Genomic DNA, 19,930 nt, shown 5'->3' with positions numbered 1-19,930 from the left:
CCGCTGAACTTCGGCATGCCGGGCATCAACATTCCGGGCTTCCCCGGGCTGGTGCTGCCTGACTTCGGCGCCGCCCTCACCGGCGGGCTGAACACGTTGGTGAACCTGGCCGGCAACCTGGAACTGCCGCCGCTGCCCGGGTTCCCCGGTTTCCAGTTCCCGCCGCTGAACTTCGGCTTGCCGGGCATCAACATTCCGGGCTTCCCCGGGCTGGTGCTGCCTGACTTCGGCGCCGCCCTCACCGGCGGGCTGAACACGTTGGTGAACCTGGCCGGCAACCTGGAACTGCCGCCGCTGCCCGGGTTCCCGGGCTTCCAGTTCCCGCCGCTGAACTTCGGTTTGCCGGGCATCAACATTCCGGGCTTCCCCGGGCTGGTGCTGCCTGACTTCGGCGCCGCCCTCACCGGTGGCCTCAACACCCTGGTGAACCTCGCCGGCAACTTGGGCGCGCTGAACACCGCGATCAGCGGGGCCTTCAGCGGTGGCCTTAACGGCATCAGCGCGGCGCTCAGTGCCGGATTGGGCGACATCAACGCTGCAATATCAGCCAACCTGAGCGCCAACCTCGGTGCCGAGCTCGGTGCGGCGCTATCGGGATCGTTGAACGGCCTGGTGGACGCCGGGGAAGCTCTATCTGCCAGCTTCGCCGCGGGGTTGTCCGGACTTAGCCAGACCGGTGCCGCCGTCACTGCTAACCTGGCCGCTGCGCTCGCAGGAGGTGGACAAACCGGTATGGCCCTGGCGAACATCTGGGCCAACGCGGTCGCTCAGGTCACCGATGTCTTCAGTGATGCCTTCGGCGCCAGCCTGGGTGCCGGTCTCTCCGGATTGGGCCAGACTGGTGGACCGTTGGTGGCTGGGATTGAGGCCGCACTCACCGGGCTGTCCCAGACCGGCGGATCACTGCTTGTCGCGCTGAACATCACTGCGGCGAACGTTGCACTCAACTTCAGCAACACGCTGCTCAACCTTCAGCTGGCCCTGCAGGCCGCTCTGAATGTTTCGGTCAGCACCTAGGAGATAGCCCCGACGACGCGGCACCGGACGTTCGAAGGAACTCCGGTGCCGCGTCTGTTTGTGACCGTGGCTAGCTGGCCCATCGCGTCAGGAGTTCAGTAACGCTGCCGTCGTGCCACGACAGCGCACGGGACTGTTGTGGATGGTGACATCGGTTGAGTCGTAACAAGCGTGGCACGTTACCCTGCATGCGCACAGATGCTCGATTGCACGGGAAAAGCTTTGAAGGACAATCTATTTGAGCAATCAGAACGAGTTCTGCGATTTCCTCGCCTGTGACGACGTCCCGCGCTGGCCGGCCACAGTGGACCGGACTCTCAGGTATCCAGCGGCAACGTCGTTCAAAAGCTACAGGGTGTTGGTGTAGGACATCGACTGCGCGACTTGCTGCGGCAGGGTGTTCAGCAAGAACGGGAAGAGTCCCCCGAATTCAGTGCCGCCGAGCGGGACGGTGATATCCGGAAGGCCAAGAATAGGCACGATTTGATTCAGGGGCACTGAGGCCGAAATCCCGTGCGGCGGAACCAGCAGGCCAGCGAGAGGCAAGTGCGCAATAACCGGGATCGTTACAGGGATCCCGATAACTGGCAACTCCACAGTCACCGGCAGGGGCTGATCGATGATCACTTCGCCGTTGAGAAAACCATCCATCACATAGGCTGGCGTATTTCCAATGGCGTTTGCAGCTGCTAGGAGGTTGCCGGACGCCATGGCCGTCGAGAATGCCGTAGCCCCCTCCGCTAATCCGTCGAGACCGGCAAACGGCGAACCTAGTACTGCAAACCCGAGCTGTAATGGCAACCCGAAGATAGCCTCACCGGTGAGACTCGGGGGCAATGTCAGCCCCAGCACGAAATCTGCCGAAACGCCAGCATCGGTGAGCGTACCGATCCCGTTGGCAAAGTTCCGCGCCATCATTCCAGGTATGGTCCCGGCTGGAACCAGACTTGCTGCACCCTGCGCCTGCTGCCCGATGGCGGTGAGGATGGGTAGCAGCGCTCCCGCGGGACCTTCCACGCCTATGGGGCCTGATATGTCGACTCCAAGCGGATTTAGTGACACAGAGATCCCCAGCCCGCTTGTGTCGAATCCAGTGATAAAGAGGTCGATGAAGGCGTGCGCCGAGTACTGCACGGCTTGGTGGTAATTACCCTGCTGGATCGCATTGCCGGCCAGGTTCAAATCATGCTGGAACGTGGGGAATGTTTGCTGAATTCCCGCACTGAACTCCCCTAGTTGCGTCCCAAGCACTCCGTAGAAGCCGGTGGTGCCTTTGACGAAGTTCTCGACCTGGGTGCCCAAGTTGAAGGTCGAGGCATATTGGAGCCCGAGTTGAACGTTCGTCGGCACGTTGGCCGGGAAACCTTGGAGATTCAGCGCGAAATCGTGTGCGGCCAACTGCGCGTAGTGGGCCTGGTTGACCGCGATTTGGTTCAGGATCGGGAACAGCCGGTAATTCGCGCCCAGGTCGCCCAGGTTGCGGACCGTGTTTTCGAACAACGTCTGATACGGGCTGGGATAGGCGCTGAAGTTGGGCGCGACAAGAGCCTGCGGCGCCAACAGATTTTGTAGCGAAGTCCCGAGACCGCCGAGGACCGGACCCAGCGGCCCGGGCAACCCGCCCAAACCGCCGAGAAGTGGGGTGAGAGCAGGAGATAGAAGGTTCAGTGCTCCGGTACCACCGGTAAGCGGCCCTAACAGCCCGGTAAGTCCACCCGTCGGGAGGCCACCGCCACCACTGGTGGTGCCGCCGCCGAGCAGCCCACCCAGGAGGCCACCGAGCGGGTCGGTGGCAGCCGTCGGGTAGCCAAATGCGCCGCCCAGCAGGGTCCGCTCGGCATTAGCGATCTCGGCGGTTACATACGCTGATGCGCTGCCGTTCAGCAAACGCACGAACTCGGCGTTGAATGCTGCCGCCTGACTGTTGACCGCTTGGAAATCCTGTCCGAAGGTACCGAAAATCCGTGCGATGGCAGCCGAAATCTCGTCGCTGGCCGCCGCGGCAATGCCGGTCGTGGGAGCTGCGGCTGCGGCGGCCGCCTCACTGAGCGAAGAGCGAAGCCCTGCCAGTTGCCCTGCTGCTGCAGATACCAGATCCGCTTCGGCGACCACAAAAGACACGACGATCTCCCCTCGACCCGCACCCGACGTACGCGGGCAGTACCCATTCCGGGAATTACATAAACATCAGAACGGATATTAATTTGAGCGCTAAGTCACTGCGGGAGAATGCGCCTAATCTGAGCTCGCCGCTAGGTGAGCGGCCGCGCGCCGATAGCTTCCGCGAGTTGCTGAGGCAGGAAGTTCAGCAGACCCCGAACAATGCCTCAGAGCGGGGTTCCCGTGACGGCGGAGTGGAGGAGAACCGGAGTGCATGAAGGTTGAGGGCAGCCCTGGTGTCAATGAAAGTTGCTCTCAGCAGTAGACATTGGCGGGCCGCCAATATCCGCCAACATCAAAGTATCCAGCGGCGGTGACCAACACCGCAGAGCGGCTGCAGGATTCGCGTCGGTCGTTAGAGCCAGCCCGCGAAACTACCGACGATTACCCTCCGTTGCTTCCTGCGCTGCCAAAGATAGCTCCGCCGGTGCCGCCCGGGCCGTCGGGTCCGTCGGTCCCGGTGTGGTGCCGGTGCCGCCGGTGCCGCCACTGCCGCCGGTGCCGCCCGCGCCGATGAGTTGTGCGTTGCCACCGGTGCCGCCGCCGCCGCCGTCACCGCCAGTGCCCCCGATGCCCGGCGATTTCCCGTTTCCACCTGTGCCGCCGTAGCCGCCGGTTCCCGCGTTTCCGGCGTGGCCCCCGTTGCCGAGGAGTCCGCCTGCGGTACCGCCAATACCGCCCAGGCCGGACCATCAAAGTGGGAGCGGTAAGCAATGCATTCAACAAATCCGTGGCCAGGACACCTGTTACTCAGATGTCCTGGCCGACAGACGGACCTACATCAGAACGGACCTACATCAAAGGTGTAATTGCCGCCGCAAGTTCAGACCCGAAGCTCAATAGACCGGGAATGAGGCCACCGATCGGGGTGCCTGGAAGCACCCCGATGTTGCTGCTAATCGGACTGAGTGGAGTTAGCAGGCCACCCAAGGGAAGCTGCGCCACTGCTGTGAGGGATTGAGGAGGAAGGTCAGGTATCCCGAGATCCACGATCGTTGTCAGCGGCGGCAGACTTATCAATGTCTGGCCATTGAGGAAACCATCGGCAAAGACGGCCGGAGCATCGAGGATCGCGGCTGCCGTTCCCGCGACGTTTCCGGTCTGCACCGCGCTGGCAAGTGCCGTGGCGGTGGAGTTAAGCGCCGCCAGTCCGTTTACCGGGGCGCCGATGCCGTCGAAAAGCACCCGCAACGGCAACCCGAAGTTGATACCCAAAGTGGTTGGATCGAACGTCGCCCCGAAGTTCGTCAGCGCATTCAGCACGTTGGTGGCGTTCTGCGCCATCTGCGCCGGGATCGAGCCGGCCGGTATGAGGTTTGTGAGATTCTGCGCCATCTGTCCGGGGATGGAGAAGATGGGCAATAGGTCGCCCAGCGGGCCAAGGGGAACAATCGGAATCAAACCCATGTCACCGAGCGCGAACGTTATGTCCTGAAATCCGGGAAGGAAGAGATTTTCCACACCCTGCCCTAAAGTGCCCACCGCCCCGGCGACGTTGCCTGTCAAGAGGTTCTGAGCCGCCGCCTGGAAGGTGGTCGGCAGTGTCGCCAATCCGGTACCGAAGTCGTGCGCGGCACTGGCGAGCCCGGTGGCGATCGTCTGGGCGTAGCCGACCTGGGTGTTGATGACTTGCTGCAGAACGGCACCCGGGTTAACAGTCGACAGTGCCTGCAATGAGGCTTGGATATTGAGTGGCACATTGGCCAACTCGGCAGGCAAATTCTGGACGACACCCTGCAGACCCGTGGCGAATTGCTGGGCGTAGCTGCTCTGGTTGCTGACGATCTGACTCAGGAAGGGAAACGGATTCGCAGCGAAGGTGCTGTTGATGGCCTGCAGGTTCGCCATCGTGTTGGAGACGAGCGATTGGTAGGGCGCGGCGACCGTAGCACCGAAAGCGTTGAGCTCTTGGAGCACCGGGGATGCGGCGAACGCATTCGTGACCGCTTGCATCCCGCCCGGGACAGCCCCTGAAAGGCTGCTGAGCAGACTCTGCGCTCCGGATGCCTCGGCGCTGGCGTACACGCCGGCACCGGCATTCAACAAGCCGACGAACTCCTCGTGAAACGCCGCCGCCTGAGCACTGAGGGCCTGGAAATCCTGGCCGTGCGTGCCGAAGAGTTGCGCGATCGCCGCCGACACCTCATCGGCGCCCGCGGCCAATATGCCAGTGGTCGGGGCCGCCGCAGCCGCGGTGACCTGTCCCAGCGACGAACCGATACCAGCCAGGTTCTGCGCTGCGGCCTCCACCAACTCCGGCGCGGCGAACACGAAAGACATGAACCAACTCCTCATCACTTGCCCGATTAGTGACCGGTGGTCACCAGATGCATAATGAATTTATCTTGAGAAAACCTACTGGCAAGTAAGGTTCCCCAAGTCACAGGAAACTGGCAGGTTATGGGCAGTTAGCGTGCAACACCATGCGGAAGCGCCGCATCAGATGTATTTATTCCGTGAAGACCGCAGGAAAAACCGGCGGCGGGCGTGAGACGCGTCAGCTACGCAGCTCGGCGCCGACTCGCTCGGCGGCACATCGCACCGCGGCGTCACGGGCGTTGCTCGCGTCGTCCTCGGTCAACGTCCGATCAGCCGCCCGAAATCGCAGCGCAAAAGTCAGCGACTTGCGGTCCGCGCCAATCTGCGGGCCGACGAAGACGTCGAACAGTTGAATGTGCTCCAGCAGGGGGCCGGCCCCATCACGGACCGCATCCTCGACGGTCTGGGCCGCCACGTCGGCGGCCACCACCAGGCTGACGTCCTGGAACACCGCCGGGAATGGAGAAACCCGTGGAGCGGGCAGCACCGTGCTGATGGGTATGGCGTCCAAGTTCAGCTCGAATACGCAGGTGCCTTTCGGCAGGGCCGCGCGCTCGATCACGGCCGGATGCAGCTGTCCGGCGTGCCCGACGACAGCTCCTGCGATCACGATCTCGGCGCACCTGCCCGGGTGCCACGGCAAGTGTTGAGCGGGCCGCAGGGTGACGTCGACTCCGCTGGCGCGCGCGATGATTCGCACGCCCTCAAACGCGTCGGCGGCCTCGACTGCGCGGCCAGGACCCCAGGGGCCACGCGGCTCTCGCAAACCGGCCAGCACTGCGGCGACATGCTGAGGTTGCCGCGGTAACGAGGCATCCAGCGTGGCGATCTCGGCATCGGTGGGCTTGCGGTCGACGGGGACCGGTTCGACACGGCGGGTGAGTTCCGTCGGATGGACCACCTGAGCGATGGCGAACAACGCCGTGTCACCGAGTCCGCGGGACACGTTGCGGCTCAACGCTTCGAGCAAAGCGGGCAGCAAGGTGGTGGCCAGCTGCGGACGATCGGCCTCCAACGGGTTGAGCACAGTGGTGGTGACCCGGCGCGGATCATCGGCGGTCAGCCCCCACAGGTCGAACACGCCCGCCGGCAGGAAGGGGGTCGGCAGGACCTCGATGTAGCCGGACAACGCCAACGACTTGCCGATCGCGAGCCGGCGCTGCTGCGTCGCGGTGAGCCCGCGACCCGCGGGCGCCGGCGGCAACACCGAGGGAATGACCTCGAGCCCCTCCAACCGCAGCACTTCCTCGACGAGGTCCGCGGGCTGGCGTAGGTCGGGCCGCCAGCTCGGCGGTGTGACGGTCAGGGTGTCACCGTCCTGCTCCACCCGGGCGCCGATCTGGGATAGCCGTCGCGCCGTCGTCCCCGCGCGGTACGCCACTCCGGCAAAGCGATCCGGCAGGTCGGCGGGGATCTGGATCGCAGGCCCCGCCCATTCGGTAACCGAGTCGGCGACTGGTGGGTCGCCGCGCCAGTCGGTCAGGGCGGGTTCGGCTACTCCCCCGGCGATGTCGACAAGCAGCCTGGCGCAGCGGTCCAGGACTGCCACAGATATGGCTGGGTCCACCGCGCGCTCGTAACGGCGCGCCGCTTCGCTGGGCAGGTGCAATCGCCGCTGGGTGCGCGAGACCGCGGCAGGATCCCAGACAGCGGCTTCCAGTAGTACCTCGGTGGAATCGGCGCGTACTTCGGTGCTGGCCGCGCCCATGACGCCGCCGATCGCGGCGGTCGCGACCTCGTCGACGATCAATACGTCGGTGGGTGCGAGCTTGCGTTCGATGTCGTCGAGGGTGACGACGGTCTCGCCTGTATGGGCGAATCGCACCTCGAAGGCCCCGGTGATGCGGGTGCGGTCGTGGGCGTGCATCGGGTGTCCCAGTTCCAGCATCACGTAGTTGGTGACGTCGACTGCCGGCGACGTGGCACGGATGCCGGATAGCAGAAGGCGGCGTTGCAGCCACCAGGGTGTGATGGCAGCGGGGTCGATCCCGGCGACCGGTCGCAGCGCGAACCGACGCACCTCGGTCTCCGGATGCACCCGCAGCGGCCACGCCTCACCCTCGACGGGCAGCGGAGCGACGGCCGCCGGATCGATGAACTCCAAGTCATAGGCGCAGGCGATCTCGCGGGCCAGCCCCCGTACCGACATGCCGTACCCGCGGTCGGGGGTGATCGCAAGGTGGAAAACCACGTCGTCCAGGCCCAGCACGGCCGCGGCGTCGGCTCCCGGTTCCGCAGTCCCCGGCGGCAGCACCAGGATCCCGGAATGATCGGCGCCCAATCCCAATTCGGCAGCCGAACAGATCATCCCGTTGGAGGTGCGGCCGTAGGTCTTTCGCGCGGTGATGGTGAATCCGCCCGGCAGGGTGGTGCCGGGCAACGCCGTCACTACCAGATCACCGACTTTGAAATTGGTTGCACCGCAGATGATTTCCTGCGGATCACCAGCACCGACAGCCACCCGGCACGCCCGGATCGGCTTCTTGAATTCGGTGAGTTCCTCGACCTCGGTCACCAGGCCCACCGTCAGCGGGCCGTCGACCGGGCCCAGCGGCACCACCTCTTCGACCTCGTGGCCGATGCGGATGAGGGCCTGCGCGAGTTCATCGGCGGGCACGTCCCAACCGGGCGCACCTGCCGAGACGACCTCGCGCAGCCAGCTGTACGGGACTCGCATCAGGCCCCCACCCCGAACGGCAGCGAGAACCGGACGTCGCCTTCGACCATGTCGCGCATGTCGGGGATGCCGTTGCGGAACTGCAAGGTTCGTTCCAGGCCCATACCGAAAGCGAACCCGGAATACACCTCGGGGTCGATGCCCGCGGCCCGCAACACGTTGGGATGCACCATGCCGCAGCCGCCCCACTCCACCCAGCCCGCGCCATCCTTCTTGTTGGCGAACCACACGTCGACCTCGGCGGAGGGCTCGGTGAAGGGGAAGAAATGCGGGCGCATCCGGGTTCGCGCCAGCGGCCCGAACTCCGCGCGGGCGAACGCGTCCAGCGTGCCGCGCAGATGGGCCATCGTCAGCCCGCGATCCACCGCCAATCCCTCGACCTGATGGAACACCGGCGTATGGGTGGCGTCGAGTTCGTCGGTGCGGAAGGTGCGACCGATCGAGATGATATAAACCGGCAGGTCGCGCTCGAGCAGCGTGCGGACCTGCACCGGCGAGGTGTGGGTACGCAACAGCTGCCGGGAATTCTCCGGCGCGATGTAGAACGTGTCTTGCTCGCTGCGCGCCGGATGGTCGGGCGGGAAATTGAGCGCGTCGAAGTTGAATTGCTCCGTCTCGACTTCCGGCCCCTCAGCCAGTTCCCATCCCATCGCGATGAAAGTGTCGGCGATGTGCTCAGCCAAGATGGTGATCGGGTGCCGCGCCCCGGTGGGCTGGCGCGTCGAAGGCAACGTGACATCGATCCGTTCGGCGACGAGCACTGCCGCATCCCGCTCGGCACGCAACGCAGCCAGGCGCTCGTCATAGCTGCGCTGCGCTTCGCTGCGCGCGACGTTGACCCGCTTTCCCGCATCGGCGCGCTGGTCTTTGGGCAGGCCGCCAAGCGCTTGACGCGCCAGTGCCAACGGTGAACGCTCACCGAGATACTCGGTCTTGATGTGGGCCAGCGCATCCAGACTGTCGGCGCTGGAGATGGCGCGCTGGGCGGCCTCGACCGCCTTCGCCAACGCGTCCGGCGACAGGTCGACGGGTTGATCACCCACGCGGCGGCACTCTCCTTGCTGACGAGGCTGGTTGGGCTGCCTGGCCACACCCCGCGCGATGGACTGGAGCGCAGCGGATGACGCAGGTGCCGATCATAAGTCATGACCTCGTGTGTCACGGATCACCAAGCGCGGGCTGCCGCTGCGAAGCCCCGCGATCAGGCAGTCGGGCTCAACGCCGGCTCCGGCTGGCCGGCACATGTGTGCATCGACTCGTCGGGGGTAGCAGAACCGAACCGTCGCGCGGCGAAGTGGGCGACCGCAGCGCCCAACACGCCGAAGACCGTGCCGACGAACATTCCGTACATGCTGTGCGCCAGGATCAGAAACCCGAAGCCCGCGGCATTGAGCAGCATCAGGCAGCGCACCGGAGTCCAGTGCGCGGCTCCGTGGAATCGGGTGCCGACCAGCATCCCCAGGGTCAGAGCGACGGCATGGCCCGCGTTGGTGAATTCACCGCCGATGACCGCCGCCGACACGCTCACCGCGAGCCACCAGACGATCCACGCCGGCCGCCACTGCCGTGGGATCGTCGCCGTGAGGGCACCGAGTACAGCGAGCGCGCCGTAACTCATCCCGACATCACTGGCGCGGGTGATCGACCACGGCATCCAGCCCAGCTTGACGGCCGTCGCCAGGACTGCGGCCACCACGAGCGTGGCTCCGATGTGACCGATCAAGAACGCCGCCACCAACCGCAAGGTGCGCATCTGCAGCTCGGCCAGCACAAGCAGACATGTCAGGAACGGCATCCAGAAGTACAGCGGACAGGCCTCGACGACGAAAGCGCTGCCCAGCAGAGTTCCGAGCCTGCCGTGGGCCAGGTTGTGCACGTTGGTGCTGGCGTTTCGGATCACTCGGTCGTGGGTCTGCGGGTCGATCAGCAGCATGGCGGTGCTGACAAACGCCAGAGCCGCCACGTAGGCCACGGTGAAGCGGACACGCGCCAGCCCCGCCAACAAATTGGAGATCTTGAATATCTTGGAGACCATTTGCCTTCCACTATGCATGGACGTTGGTCTCATCCGTGTTATCGCGAGCTGAAAACTCCCTACTAGTTTTGAGGCGATAGATCGCAAGGTCCGGCGGGATACCGGTGAGTTTGCTGGAGAACATGGGCCGACGGGCGCGCTTGACGGTGACGCCCAACGCGTCCAGATCGCTCTGGGGGATCAAATCCAAAGTGGGACTGGAGATCATGATGCCGCCCTTGGTAGCGCGTTCCATCACCCGCGCCGCGATGTTCACATCGACGCCGAGCCAGTCCGAACCGAGCCGTTGCGGACGTCCGGTGTGGATGCCGACCCGCATCCGCGGTGTATAACCGTCCACCTCAACAGATGTGATCGCCTGCTCGGCCGCAAGTACCGCCTTGACCGCGACATCCGGACGGCGGAATACGGCCATGATCCCGTCGCCCATCCGCTTGACGATGTGCCCGCCGGCATCCAGCAGCGGCGACTCCACGGCCCGGGCCACCTGGCGGAGCAGGTTGAGGGCCGCTTCGTCCCCGGCCTCCAGCGACCACGTCGAATAACCGACCAGGTCCGTGAAGACGAGCGTCACCTCCGGATTTGCCGGGCGCCGGGAGACGGCCTCGGTCGCGGCCTGCCACACCTGCAACACACCCAAACTGACCTCGCGGGATGCCGCGTTGCGATCCCCGAGGAGGCGGTCAGCAGCCCGTGCAGCCGCCCGCGGACCACCTTCTCCCGCGGTGGACAAGGGGTCGCCGAAATCGGGATCGCCCGGCAGTAACCGCCGCGCGCGTTTGACGAACCCCACCACACCGGGACTGTGATTGGTGCTGCTCAGCCACTTCGCCGGCGATCGCCGCCGCGGGGCCTTCTCAGCCACCGCAGTTGCCGTTTGGTCGGGTTCGCCGGATTCCGATTCTTCACGCCCGACCTCCACTTGTTCGAGGGTAGGCGGTTCGGCCAGACCCCGGCAATGACGATCACGCCACGTGTGTCACAGATCGCATCAAACACGCTGATCACGCCGGTGCGGCGGGTGGGTGGCGACTGCGTAACACGCGCACGCCACATATGCGGAAATTGTAGACAACGCGTGTTGTCACCGTTTATCGTGAGCGCAGATTTAGGTGCTTTGGAGGCCGCGTGACTGCCATATCTGCGACACCGACTGACCCGCTGGGGCCCGATTCTTTGACCTGGAAATATTTCGGGGATCTACGCACCGGAATGATGGGCATCTGGATCGGGGCGATTCAGAACATGTATCCGGAATTGGGCGCCGGAGTTGAAGAACACTCCATCCTGCTGCGTGAGCCTTTGCAGCGAGTGGCTCGGTCTGTGTACCCCATCATGGGCGTCGTTTACGACGGCGACCGCGCGGCCCAGACCGGCCAGCAGATCAAGAGCTATCACCGCACCATCAAAGGTGTCGACGGTGAAGGCCGCCGCTACCACGCCCTGAATCCGGAGACGTTCTACTGGGCGCACGCCACATTTTTCATGCTTGTCATCAAGGTTGCCGAGTACTTCTGCGGCGGTCTGACCGAGGCCGAGAAGCGGCAGCTGTTCGACGAGCACGTGCAGTGGTACCGGATGTACGGCATGAGCATGCGACCGGTACCCGAGTCCTGGGAAGACTTCCAGGCATATTGGGAGCGGGTCGGCCGCGAGCAGCTGGAGATCAACCAGGCAGTGCTGGACATCTTCGAGATCAAGATCCCCAAGCCGAAGTTCGTTCTGATGCCCAGACCGATCTGGGATCAGCTCTTGAAGCCCATGGTGGCCGGCCAACGCTGGATCGCTGCTGGCCTCTTCGAGCCGGCCGTCCGGGAAAAAGCGGGCATGCGTTGGACCCCGGGCGACGAGATCCTGCTGCGGCTGTTCGGCAAACTCGTCGAGCTGGCCTTCCTTGCGGTGCCCGACGAAATACGGCTGCACCCACGGGCATTGGCCGCGTACCGCCGCGCGGAGGGACGAATTCGCGATGACGCGCCGCTGGTCGAGGCACCGGCATTCATGGGGCCGCCACGGGACCGTCGTGGGATGCCCATGCACTACTTCCCGCCCCGATCCCGCTCCCCACTGGGCCGTCCACTGCAACCAGCGCGTGCCATCATGGAGCGCGCCGGATCACTGGTGCACAGCACGCTCTCCATCGCCGGCCTGCGCCCGGCCCGGGGGCGCACGACCGCCGCCTGATGCGACCTACAGGTCCAACAGCTTGAGGACTTCGGTACCCAACCCCCCAAATCGCGCGCCGGCGAACGCGAATTCCGCGCCGGCGAAGGTCTGAGTGAAACCCATGTTGGTCACGGTGTAGCCCCGCGCGGCGTATCAACGAAGAGAATCCACCAGTGACCCATTGAGTCGGTTGCACCGATGAGTAGCCGCAGCTGAGGGGGAACGAGACCTGATCCCCCAGCGAGGGCTTATTCAATTTGCGGGGCCGATGAGTTCAGGCACGCCTTCAGGCCAACGCGCGGGAGCTCTGATAAAGGCAAATTGCTGCGGCCGTCGCGACATTCAAGCTCTCCGCTCCCCCAGCCATCGGGATTACCACCCGATGATCTGCCGTGTCGGCGAGTTCGGCGGACAGGCCCTGTGATTCGGGGCCGAACAGCCACGCGGTCGGCCGGTCCAGCGATAGCTCCGTGGCGTCAAGCGGCATCTCCCCGTCGACCGTCGTCGCCAGCACCTGCAGGCCGGCGGCCCGCAGCTGGGTAACCGCGCCGTGTGCGTCCGGTTCGACGACCAGCGGGATGGCGAAGATGCTGCCGGCCGACGCGCGCAGGCACTTGCCGTTGTAGGGGTCGACGCTGTGCCCGGCCAGCACCACCGCCGCGGCACCCATGGCGTCGGCGAGACGAATGAGCGTGCCGGCGTTGCCGGGTTCGCTGATGTCCACGGCGACCGCGATCAGCCGGGCTGACCCGGTGAGCACTTCCGCCAGCTGCGTTGCCGGAACCTCACATACCGCGATGAGTCCGGTGGGAGTCACCGTGTCCGACAGCGCTTTGGCTGCCCGCTCTGTCACCAGGTGGACCGGTGGAGTCAGCAACGCTGCGTAGCGTTGCGCGGCGTCCTCGGTGACGAAGACCTCCCGAACCAAGCCGCGCGCGGACGCGGCCGAGACCAGGTTGGGCCCCTCGGCGAGAAAACGCCCGGCGCGACGTCGGCCTACGTGGCGATGCAGTTTGACCGCAGCGACCACGCGGGCCGAACGTTCCGTCAGCACTGGTGACGCGAAGTCAGGCAGCCTCTCCGGAGGGAGCGTTGACGTCCTCGGGCAGTGCGCCGCGGGCGACCTCAACCAACGCGGCGAACGCCGCCGGATCGGTGATGGCGATGTCCGACAGATTCTTGCGGTCTACCTCGACGCCCGCGGCCTTGAGGCCCTGGATCAGGCGGTTGTAGGTGATGCCGTTGGCACGCGCCGCCGCGTTGATCCGGGAGATCCACAACTTGCGGAACTCACCCTTGCGGGCACGGCGGTCCCGGTAGGCGTAATTCAGCGAGTGCAACTGCTGCTCTTTGGCCTTGCGATAGAGCCGGGACCGCTGACCGCGATAGCCTTTCGAGGCTTTCAGGATGCTGCGCCGCTTCTTGTGGGCGTTGACCGCCCGCTTTACGCGTGCCATGGGTTGTTCCTACTTCCGTTCAAAACGTGATGGTCGGGGGCTGCCGCCGGCCCGCTGTCGGTGGTTGGGCTGAGTCGGCGCGGTTCAGCCGTTCAGCATCTTGTTGACCCGCTTAGCGTCGTTGGCCGAGACCACCGTGCGGCCATCGAGCCGTCGGGTGCGCCTGGTCGACTTGTGCTCGAGCAAGTGCCGGCGGTTGGCTTTCTGCCGGACAATCTTGCCGGTTCCGGTGCGGCGGAACCGCTTTGAAGCGCCGCTATGGGTCTTGGCCTTAGGCATGTTTCCTCGGTCCTCTGATTCGGGTCGTCCTACAAATTCGATTTATGACGGTGCGCGATCACCAGCCGCATCGGCCGGCCCCACTCCTGGGTCCTCCGGGTGCCGCGCTCTAGCGCGAGTCTTCGCTCCGCGATGCGGTGCCAGCACCATCGTCATGTTGCGCCCGTCCTGCTTGGCTGACGTCTCGACGAAGCCGTACTCGGCGACGTCCGCGCCAAGTCGCTGCAGCAATCGATACCCGAGCTCGGGCCGCGACTGCTCACGTCCGCGGAACATGATGGTGACCTTGACCTTCGACCCGGCTTCCAGGAAGCGGACCACGTGACCCTTCTTGGTCTCGTAATCGTGATCGTCGATCTTGGGTCGCAGCTTCTGTTCCTTGACGACGGTCTGCTGCTGGTTCTTGCGAGATTCGCGCGCCTTCTGCGCCGCCTCGTACTTGTATTTCCCGTAATCCATGATTTTGCAGACCGGCGGTCTGGCATTGGGAGCAACTTCGACGAGATCGAGATCGGCGTCGGCGGCAACGCGGAGTGCGTCTTCGATACGCACGATGCCTACCTGCTCCCCTCCCGGGCCGATCAATCGAACTTCAGGTACGCGAATGCGCTCGTTGACGCGGGTCTCAGTGCTGATGGGGCCTCCCTTTTCGGCATTCATTCCATTGCGGCCCATGCCTGGACCTGCCGGAAACAGCGCGGGAGAACACCAACCAACAGCAAAAAAGCCCTGCACCAGCAGGGCCCAATGCCGACCGATCGCGGCTTGAACGGGTCAAACCGCCTGCGCAACGCGCAGTTCAGGCGAATCGCTACGCCTGTGACCGGACCGAATTACCTTGAGGAACTTCGTCGCTTCTCGTGGCAATCGGTGGGAGTGGGACTCCACTTAACTGTCCCTGGCCGTGGCCGGGATGGTCGCAAGCAGACAGTCTAGCAGGCATGACACCTCTTCTAGGCCCGGCATCACGCGGGCGCCGACTCTCCGGGGTCGCTCTGTTCGGTGGGACTGGGCGACCACGTCTCGGCACTTAGGCGGATCCCCAGGAATTTCCGGGCCACAGCGAATATCCTCGCGGTCTGTGACTCTCACTAAGACTCACCCGCCGCGCCGGGCGAAATCCCGGTACCACTGGCTGCCCGCGGTAGCCGGCTGGACGGTCGGCGTCATCGCGACCGTGTCCCTCTTGGCCAGTGTGTCGCCGCTGATCCGGTGGCTGATCCACACCCCGCGCGTATTCATCAACAGCTACCTGTTCAACTTTCCGGACACCAGCTTCGCGTGGTCATTCGTGCTGGGCCTGCTGGCCGCCGCGCTGGCCGCACGCAAGCGCATTGCCTGGCTGGTGTTGCTGGCCAACATGGTGGTGCACGCCGTCATCAATGTCGCCGACATCGCCGCCGGCGACAACACACCCGGCGCGGCTTTCGGTGAGAACTTCGGCTTCGCCTTCCACGTCGTGACGATCGTCCTACTGGTCCTGGGCTACCGCGAGTTCTGGGCGAAAGTCCGCAGAGGGGCATTGTTGCGCGCCGCTGCGGTGCTGGGGATCGGTGGTGCCATCGGGATCCTGGTGTCCTGGGGTCTGGTGGAACTGTTCCCGGGGACGCTGGCCGCACCCGACCGGTTGCCTTACGTCGCGAACCGAGTTGTGGGGTTCGGCTTCGCCGACCCCGAGTTGTTCACCGGCCGACCCCATGTCTTCCTCAACGCGATCTTCGGCCTGTTCGGCGCGTTTGCCCTGATCGCCGCGACGATCGTGCTGTTCCTTTCGCAACGGGCCGACAACGCGCTGACCGGCGAGGACGAATCCGCTCTCCGCGGGCTCGTCGAATTGTGGGGAAAGAACGACTCGTTGGCCTACTTCGCCACCCGGCGCGACAAGTCGGTGATCTTCGCCCCCAGCGGTCGCGCCGCCCTCACCTACCGCGTCGAGGTCGGCGTGTGTCTGGCCAGCGGCGACCCCATCGGCGACCCGAAGGCGTGGCGCCAAGCCGTGGACGCCTGGTTGCAGCTGTGCCAGACCTACGGGTGGGCCCCCGGCGTGATGGGGGCCAGCTCGCAGGGCGCCCAGGTCTACCGGGAAGCCGGACTCAACGCGCTGGAACTCGGCGACGAGGCCATCCTGCGGCCCACCGATTTCAAACTGTCCGGTCCGGAAATGCGCGGTGTGCGCCAAGCCGTGACACGGGCTCGCCGCGCCGGGCTGACCGTGCGCATCCGGCGACACCGCGACATCCCCGCGGAAGAGATGGCGCAGACCGTGCAGCGGGCGGACGCCTGGCGCGACACCGAATCTGAACGCGGCTTTTCCATGGCGCTGGGCCGACTGGGTGACCCGGCCGACGGCGACTGTCTGTTGGTGGAGGCGATCGATCCAGCCGGCCAGGTGGTGGCGATGCTGTCGTTGGTGCCCTGGGGCACCACCGGTGTTTCGCTGGACTTGATGCGTCGTTCCCGGGAGTCGCCCAACGGCACCATCGAGCTGATGGTCAGCGAACTCACCCTGCATGCCGAGAATCTCGGGCTGAGCCGAATCTCGTTGAACTTTGCGGTCTTTCGGTCGGCATTCGAACAGGGCGAGCAGCTCGGCGCGGGTCCGGTGGCCAGGCTGTGGCGCGGTTTGCTGGTGTTCTTCTCGCGGTGGTGGCAGCTCGAAACGCTGTACCGCTCCAACGACAAGTATCAGCCGGAATGGGTTCCGCGCTACGCCTGCTACGAAGACGCCCGCATGATGCCGCGAGTGGGTGTCGCATCGGTGATCGCCGAGGGGTTTTTGGTGCTGCCGTTCAGTCGGCGCGACAAGGTGCACACCGGACACCACCCCGCGGTGCCCCAGCGGCTGGTGGACACCGGGCTGCTCCATCTCGACGGCACCGCCCCCGATGTGAGTGGCCTGCGAATAGACGATCTCCCCGAAGACAACGAGGCGCGGCGCCGGCTGCCGGAGCAGGTACGGGTACGCCTGACCAAGCTGCAGCAACTCCGGAAGAGCGGAATCGATGCTTATCCGGTAGGCGAGCCGCCCACCCACACGGTTGCCCAGGCTTTGGCGGCCGACGGCGAGTCCAGCCTCTCGGTGTCCGGACGCATTCTGCGGATCCGCAACTACGGTGGCGTCCTGTTCGCCCACCTGCGTGACTGGTCTGGCGAACTGCAAGTGCTGCTTGACAATTCACAACTGGAGCAGGGCCGCGCCGCCGACTTCAATGCGGCGATCGACCTCGGTGACCTGGTCGAGATGACCGGGCACATGGGCTTCAGCAAGAAGGGCACCCGGTCATTGATCGTCAGTCGCTGGCGGCTGACCGGAAAATGCCTGCGGCCGTTGCCGAACAAGTGGAAGGGTTTGACCGATCCCGAGGCCCGGGTGCGGACGCGCTATGTGGACCTGGCCGTCAACGTGGAGTCCCGCGACCTGATCACGGCGCGCGGCAGCGTGTTGCGCTCGATCAGGGAGACGCTCTTCGACAAGGGCTTCATCGAGGTGGAGACCCCGATATTGCAGCAGGTGCACGGCGGTGCCACCGCCCGTCCGTTCGTCACGCACATCAACGCGTACTCCATGGACCTGTTCCTGCGGATCGCCCCGGAGCTGTACCTCAAGCGGCTGTGCGTCGGGGGTGTGGAGCGGGTGTTCGAGCTGGGGCGGGCGTTCCGCAACGAGGGTGTCGACTTCAGCCACAACCCAGAGTTCACCCTGCTGGAGGCATACCAAGCACACGCCGACTACCGGATGTGGATCGACGGCTGCCGCGAACTCATCCAGAACGCCGCACAGGCCGCCAATGGTGCGCAAACGGCGATGCGGCCGCGGGCTCAGGATGAATCGAACAGCTATGGCGCGCGTCTCGAGCCGGTCGACATCTCCGGTGTTTGGCCGGTCAAGACCGTCCACGACGCGGTGTCGGAAGCCCTGGGCGAGCACATCGACGCCGGCACCGACCTCAGGACGCTGCGCAAGCTCTCTGACGCGGCCCGAATCCCATATCGCAACTATTGGGATTCCGGCGCGGTGGTCCTCGAACTCTATGAGCACCTGGTCGAGGACCGCACCGAGCAACCAACGTTTTATATCGACTTCCCTACCTCGGTATCGCCGTTGACCAGGCCTCATCGCAGCAAGCGCGGTGTCGCCGAGCGCTGGGACCTGGTGGCGTGGGGGGTCGAACTGGGAACGGCCTACAGCGAGCTGACCGACCCGGTGGAACAACGGCGCCGCTTGGAGGAGCAGTCCCTGCTCGCCGCCGGTGGCGATCCCGAAGCGATGGAGCTCGACGAGGATTTCCTGCAGGCGATGGAGTACGCGATGCCACCGACCGGTGGCCTGGGGATGGGCGTCGACCGGGTGGTCATGCTGATCACCGGACGCAGCATTCGGGAAACGCTGCCGTTCCCCCTGGCCAAGCCGCACTAGCCCACAGCGGTGGCGCGCCGGGTCCGGAAAGTGGGGGCGATGCTGTCGGTCTCTGATGTCCGCCGCGGGGTATTCGCGCGGCACTGCAACCCGTGGAGCGCGTGGACCCGCTGGGCGAGCACACCGCTGACGCTGGTACCGATCTGGACCCGCCGGCCCAGCCATGCGGTGTTGGTCGCGACATGGCTGGCCATCAATCCGGTGATGTTCGGCAAACCTGATCAGCACGATGCCTGGGCGACGCGGGCAATGCTCGGCGAGGAGCTTTGGATCACCGAGCGACCCCGCGACGCCGCCGCCCTCCTCAGCGCGTTCACCTCGGCAATCGCACTGGCCGCGGCCGTCGCGGCCCGCCGTCGGCGATTCACACCGGCCGCAATCGCCGTCGCCGCGCAGATGGCGCTGACCATGTGGTACTGGCAATTGATGGTGCGATTTCTCGATCGGCAGCGACCCGCCTCTGACACGCACCAGTAACCTGGCGGGCATGCCCGACCAACCACCTGATCCCCGCGCGACACCGACGCCTGCGCCCGACCCGGGCTATGACCGCGGCGGTGTGCCGACGTTCGATTCGGTGCGCGAGAAAATCGAATCGCGCTACGGCACCGCCCTGGGCGCCGAGGAGCTTGCCGCCGACACCGAAGACGGCCGGGCGGTCGAGGAGCAATTCGAAGCGCGTCAGCGCGCGGCAGCCGAGCGTCTCAAGGAGATCCGGGAGTCGATGCGCACCGATGACTGACACCGTGCCGGATTCGCGGGCGGGCATGCAGTTCGGGCCGTACCAGCTGCGACGGCTGCTGGGCCGCGGTGGGATGGGTGAAGTCTACGAAGCCCACGACACCGTCAAGGACCGCACTGTAGCGCTCAAACTCCTTTCGCAGCAATACAACTCGGATGTGGTCTTTCGGCGTCGCATGCAGCGCGAAGCCCACACTGCCGGGCGGTTGCAGGAACCCCACATCGTGCCGATCCACGATTTCGGCGAGATCGATGACCAGTTGTTCATCGATATGCGTTTCATCGAAGGTGAAGACCTCGGCGCGATGCTCAAGGGCGGTGGGGCGTTGGCCCCGGCCCGCGCAGTCGCGATCATCACTCAGGTAGCAGCAGCACTCGACGCCGCGCACCGCGCCGAAGTCATCCACCGCGACATCAAGCCGGAGAACATCCTGATCACCGGCGACGACTTCGCCTATCTGGTCGACTTCGGAATCGCCGCCGCGGCCACCGACCAACAACTCACCAAAACCGGCACCGCGGTCGGCAGTTGGCGGTACATGGCGCCGGAACGCTTCTCCGACGCCGAGACGACCTACCGTTCCGACATCTATTCCCTGGCGTGCGTGCTGTTCGAATGTCTCACCGGCGCAGCGCCTTTCCAGACCCAGACCCTCAGCGCA

The 19,930-nt window shown here is 65.1% G+C and carries 16 protein-coding genes; 6 read left to right on the top strand and 10 right to left on the bottom strand.

Going from position 1 to position 19,930, the window contains the following annotated elements; translation table 11 throughout:
- A partial coding sequence (locus A5636_RS26430) for a hypothetical protein (RefSeq protein WP_172827166.1) occupies positions 1-1,017 on the top strand: 1,017 nt, incomplete at its 5' end.
- A gap of 348 nt (positions 1,018-1,365) precedes the next feature.
- Here the strand turns inward: A5636_RS26430 and A5636_RS06260 are convergent.
- The 6 genes from A5636_RS06260 to A5636_RS06235 all read right to left on the bottom strand — a co-directional run bounded on the left by A5636_RS06260 (position 1,366) and on the right by A5636_RS06235 (position 11,130).
- On the bottom strand, positions 1,366-3,129 hold the full coding sequence (locus A5636_RS06260) for a PE family protein (protein WP_155763658.1): 1,764 nt from the start codon (positions 3,127-3,129) through the stop codon (positions 1,366-1,368).
- Positions 3,130-3,969: 840 nt separating this feature from the next.
- Entirely contained in the window at positions 3,970-5,457 is a 1,488-nt protein-coding gene (locus A5636_RS27545; protein WP_065157843.1) for a PE family protein, read from the bottom strand.
- Positions 5,458-5,674: 217 nt separating this feature from the next.
- On the bottom strand, positions 5,675-8,173 hold the full coding sequence (gene pheT, locus A5636_RS06250) for a phenylalanine--tRNA ligase subunit beta (protein WP_065157842.1): 2,499 nt from the start codon (positions 8,171-8,173) through the stop codon (positions 5,675-5,677).
- Positions 8,173-9,216 (bottom strand): phenylalanine--tRNA ligase subunit alpha, encoded by a 1,044-nt coding sequence (gene pheS, locus A5636_RS06245; RefSeq protein WP_065157841.1) that lies wholly within the window; start codon positions 9,214-9,216, stop codon positions 8,173-8,175. The genes pheT and pheS overlap by 1 nt, the downstream gene beginning before the upstream one ends.
- 158 nt (positions 9,217-9,374) lie before the next feature.
- Positions 9,375-10,208 carry a rhomboid-like protein gene (locus tag A5636_RS06240; RefSeq protein ID WP_065157840.1) on the bottom strand — a complete coding sequence of 278 codons (834 nt, stop codon included), beginning with the start codon at positions 10,206-10,208 and terminating at the stop codon, positions 9,375-9,377.
- Between the two features lie 10 nt (positions 10,209-10,218).
- Positions 10,219-11,130: an adenylate/guanylate cyclase domain-containing protein gene (locus tag A5636_RS06235; RefSeq protein ID WP_065157839.1), complete on the bottom strand. Its 912-nt coding sequence runs from the start codon at positions 11,128-11,130 to the stop codon at positions 10,219-10,221.
- Between the two features lie 206 nt (positions 11,131-11,336).
- Here A5636_RS06235 and A5636_RS06230 point away from each other — a divergent pair, with 206 nt between their 5' ends.
- Positions 11,337-12,392: an oxygenase MpaB family protein gene (locus A5636_RS06230; protein WP_065157838.1), complete on the top strand. Its 1,056-nt coding sequence runs from the start codon at positions 11,337-11,339 to the stop codon at positions 12,390-12,392.
- A 268-nt stretch (positions 12,393-12,660) separates the two neighbouring features.
- Here A5636_RS06230 and A5636_RS06225 read toward each other — a convergent pair whose 3' ends face one another.
- From A5636_RS06225 to infC, 4 genes are all read right to left on the bottom strand, one after another.
- Complete coding sequence (locus A5636_RS06225) at positions 12,661-13,428, bottom strand: TrmH family RNA methyltransferase (RefSeq protein ID WP_065157837.1); 768 nt, start codon at positions 13,426-13,428, stop codon at positions 12,661-12,663.
- Positions 13,429-13,441: 13 nt separating this feature from the next.
- Positions 13,442-13,831, bottom strand: coding sequence for a 50S ribosomal protein L20 (gene rplT, locus A5636_RS06220; RefSeq protein WP_065157836.1), 390 nt, complete (start codon positions 13,829-13,831; stop codon positions 13,442-13,444).
- An 84-nt stretch (positions 13,832-13,915) separates the two neighbouring features.
- Entirely contained in the window at positions 13,916-14,110 is a 195-nt protein-coding gene (rpmI, locus tag A5636_RS06215) for a 50S ribosomal protein L35 (RefSeq protein ID WP_065157835.1), read from the bottom strand.
- Between the two features lie 42 nt (positions 14,111-14,152).
- Positions 14,153-14,746 carry a translation initiation factor IF-3 gene (gene infC, locus A5636_RS06210; protein WP_155763659.1) on the bottom strand — a complete coding sequence of 198 codons (594 nt, stop codon included), beginning with the start codon at positions 14,744-14,746 and terminating at the stop codon, positions 14,153-14,155.
- A gap of 445 nt (positions 14,747-15,191) precedes the next feature.
- On the opposite strand from infC, the gene lysX reads away from it, so the two are divergent.
- From lysX to A5636_RS06190, 4 genes are all read left to right on the top strand, one after another.
- Positions 15,192-18,527: a bifunctional lysylphosphatidylglycerol synthetase/lysine--tRNA ligase LysX gene (gene lysX, locus A5636_RS06205; protein ID WP_065157833.1), complete on the top strand. Its 3,336-nt coding sequence runs from the start codon at positions 15,192-15,194 to the stop codon at positions 18,525-18,527.
- A 39-nt stretch (positions 18,528-18,566) separates the two neighbouring features.
- Positions 18,567-19,004: a DUF6653 family protein gene (locus A5636_RS06200; protein ID WP_065157832.1), complete on the top strand. Its 438-nt coding sequence runs from the start codon at positions 18,567-18,569 to the stop codon at positions 19,002-19,004.
- A 10-nt stretch (positions 19,005-19,014) separates the two neighbouring features.
- Entirely contained in the window at positions 19,015-19,269 is a 255-nt protein-coding gene (locus A5636_RS06195) for a hypothetical protein (protein ID WP_065157831.1), read from the top strand.
- The coding region (locus tag A5636_RS06190; protein ID WP_155763656.1) for a serine/threonine-protein kinase at positions 19,262-19,930 on the top strand (669 nt) is incomplete at its 3' end. The genes A5636_RS06195 and A5636_RS06190, both read left to right, overlap by 8 nt.

Source organism: Mycobacterium asiaticum (assembly GCF_001673315.1).
Lineage (GTDB): Bacteria > Actinomycetota > Actinomycetes > Mycobacteriales > Mycobacteriaceae > Mycobacterium > Mycobacterium asiaticum_B.
This window is presented reverse-complemented; position numbering and strand designations above follow the sequence as displayed.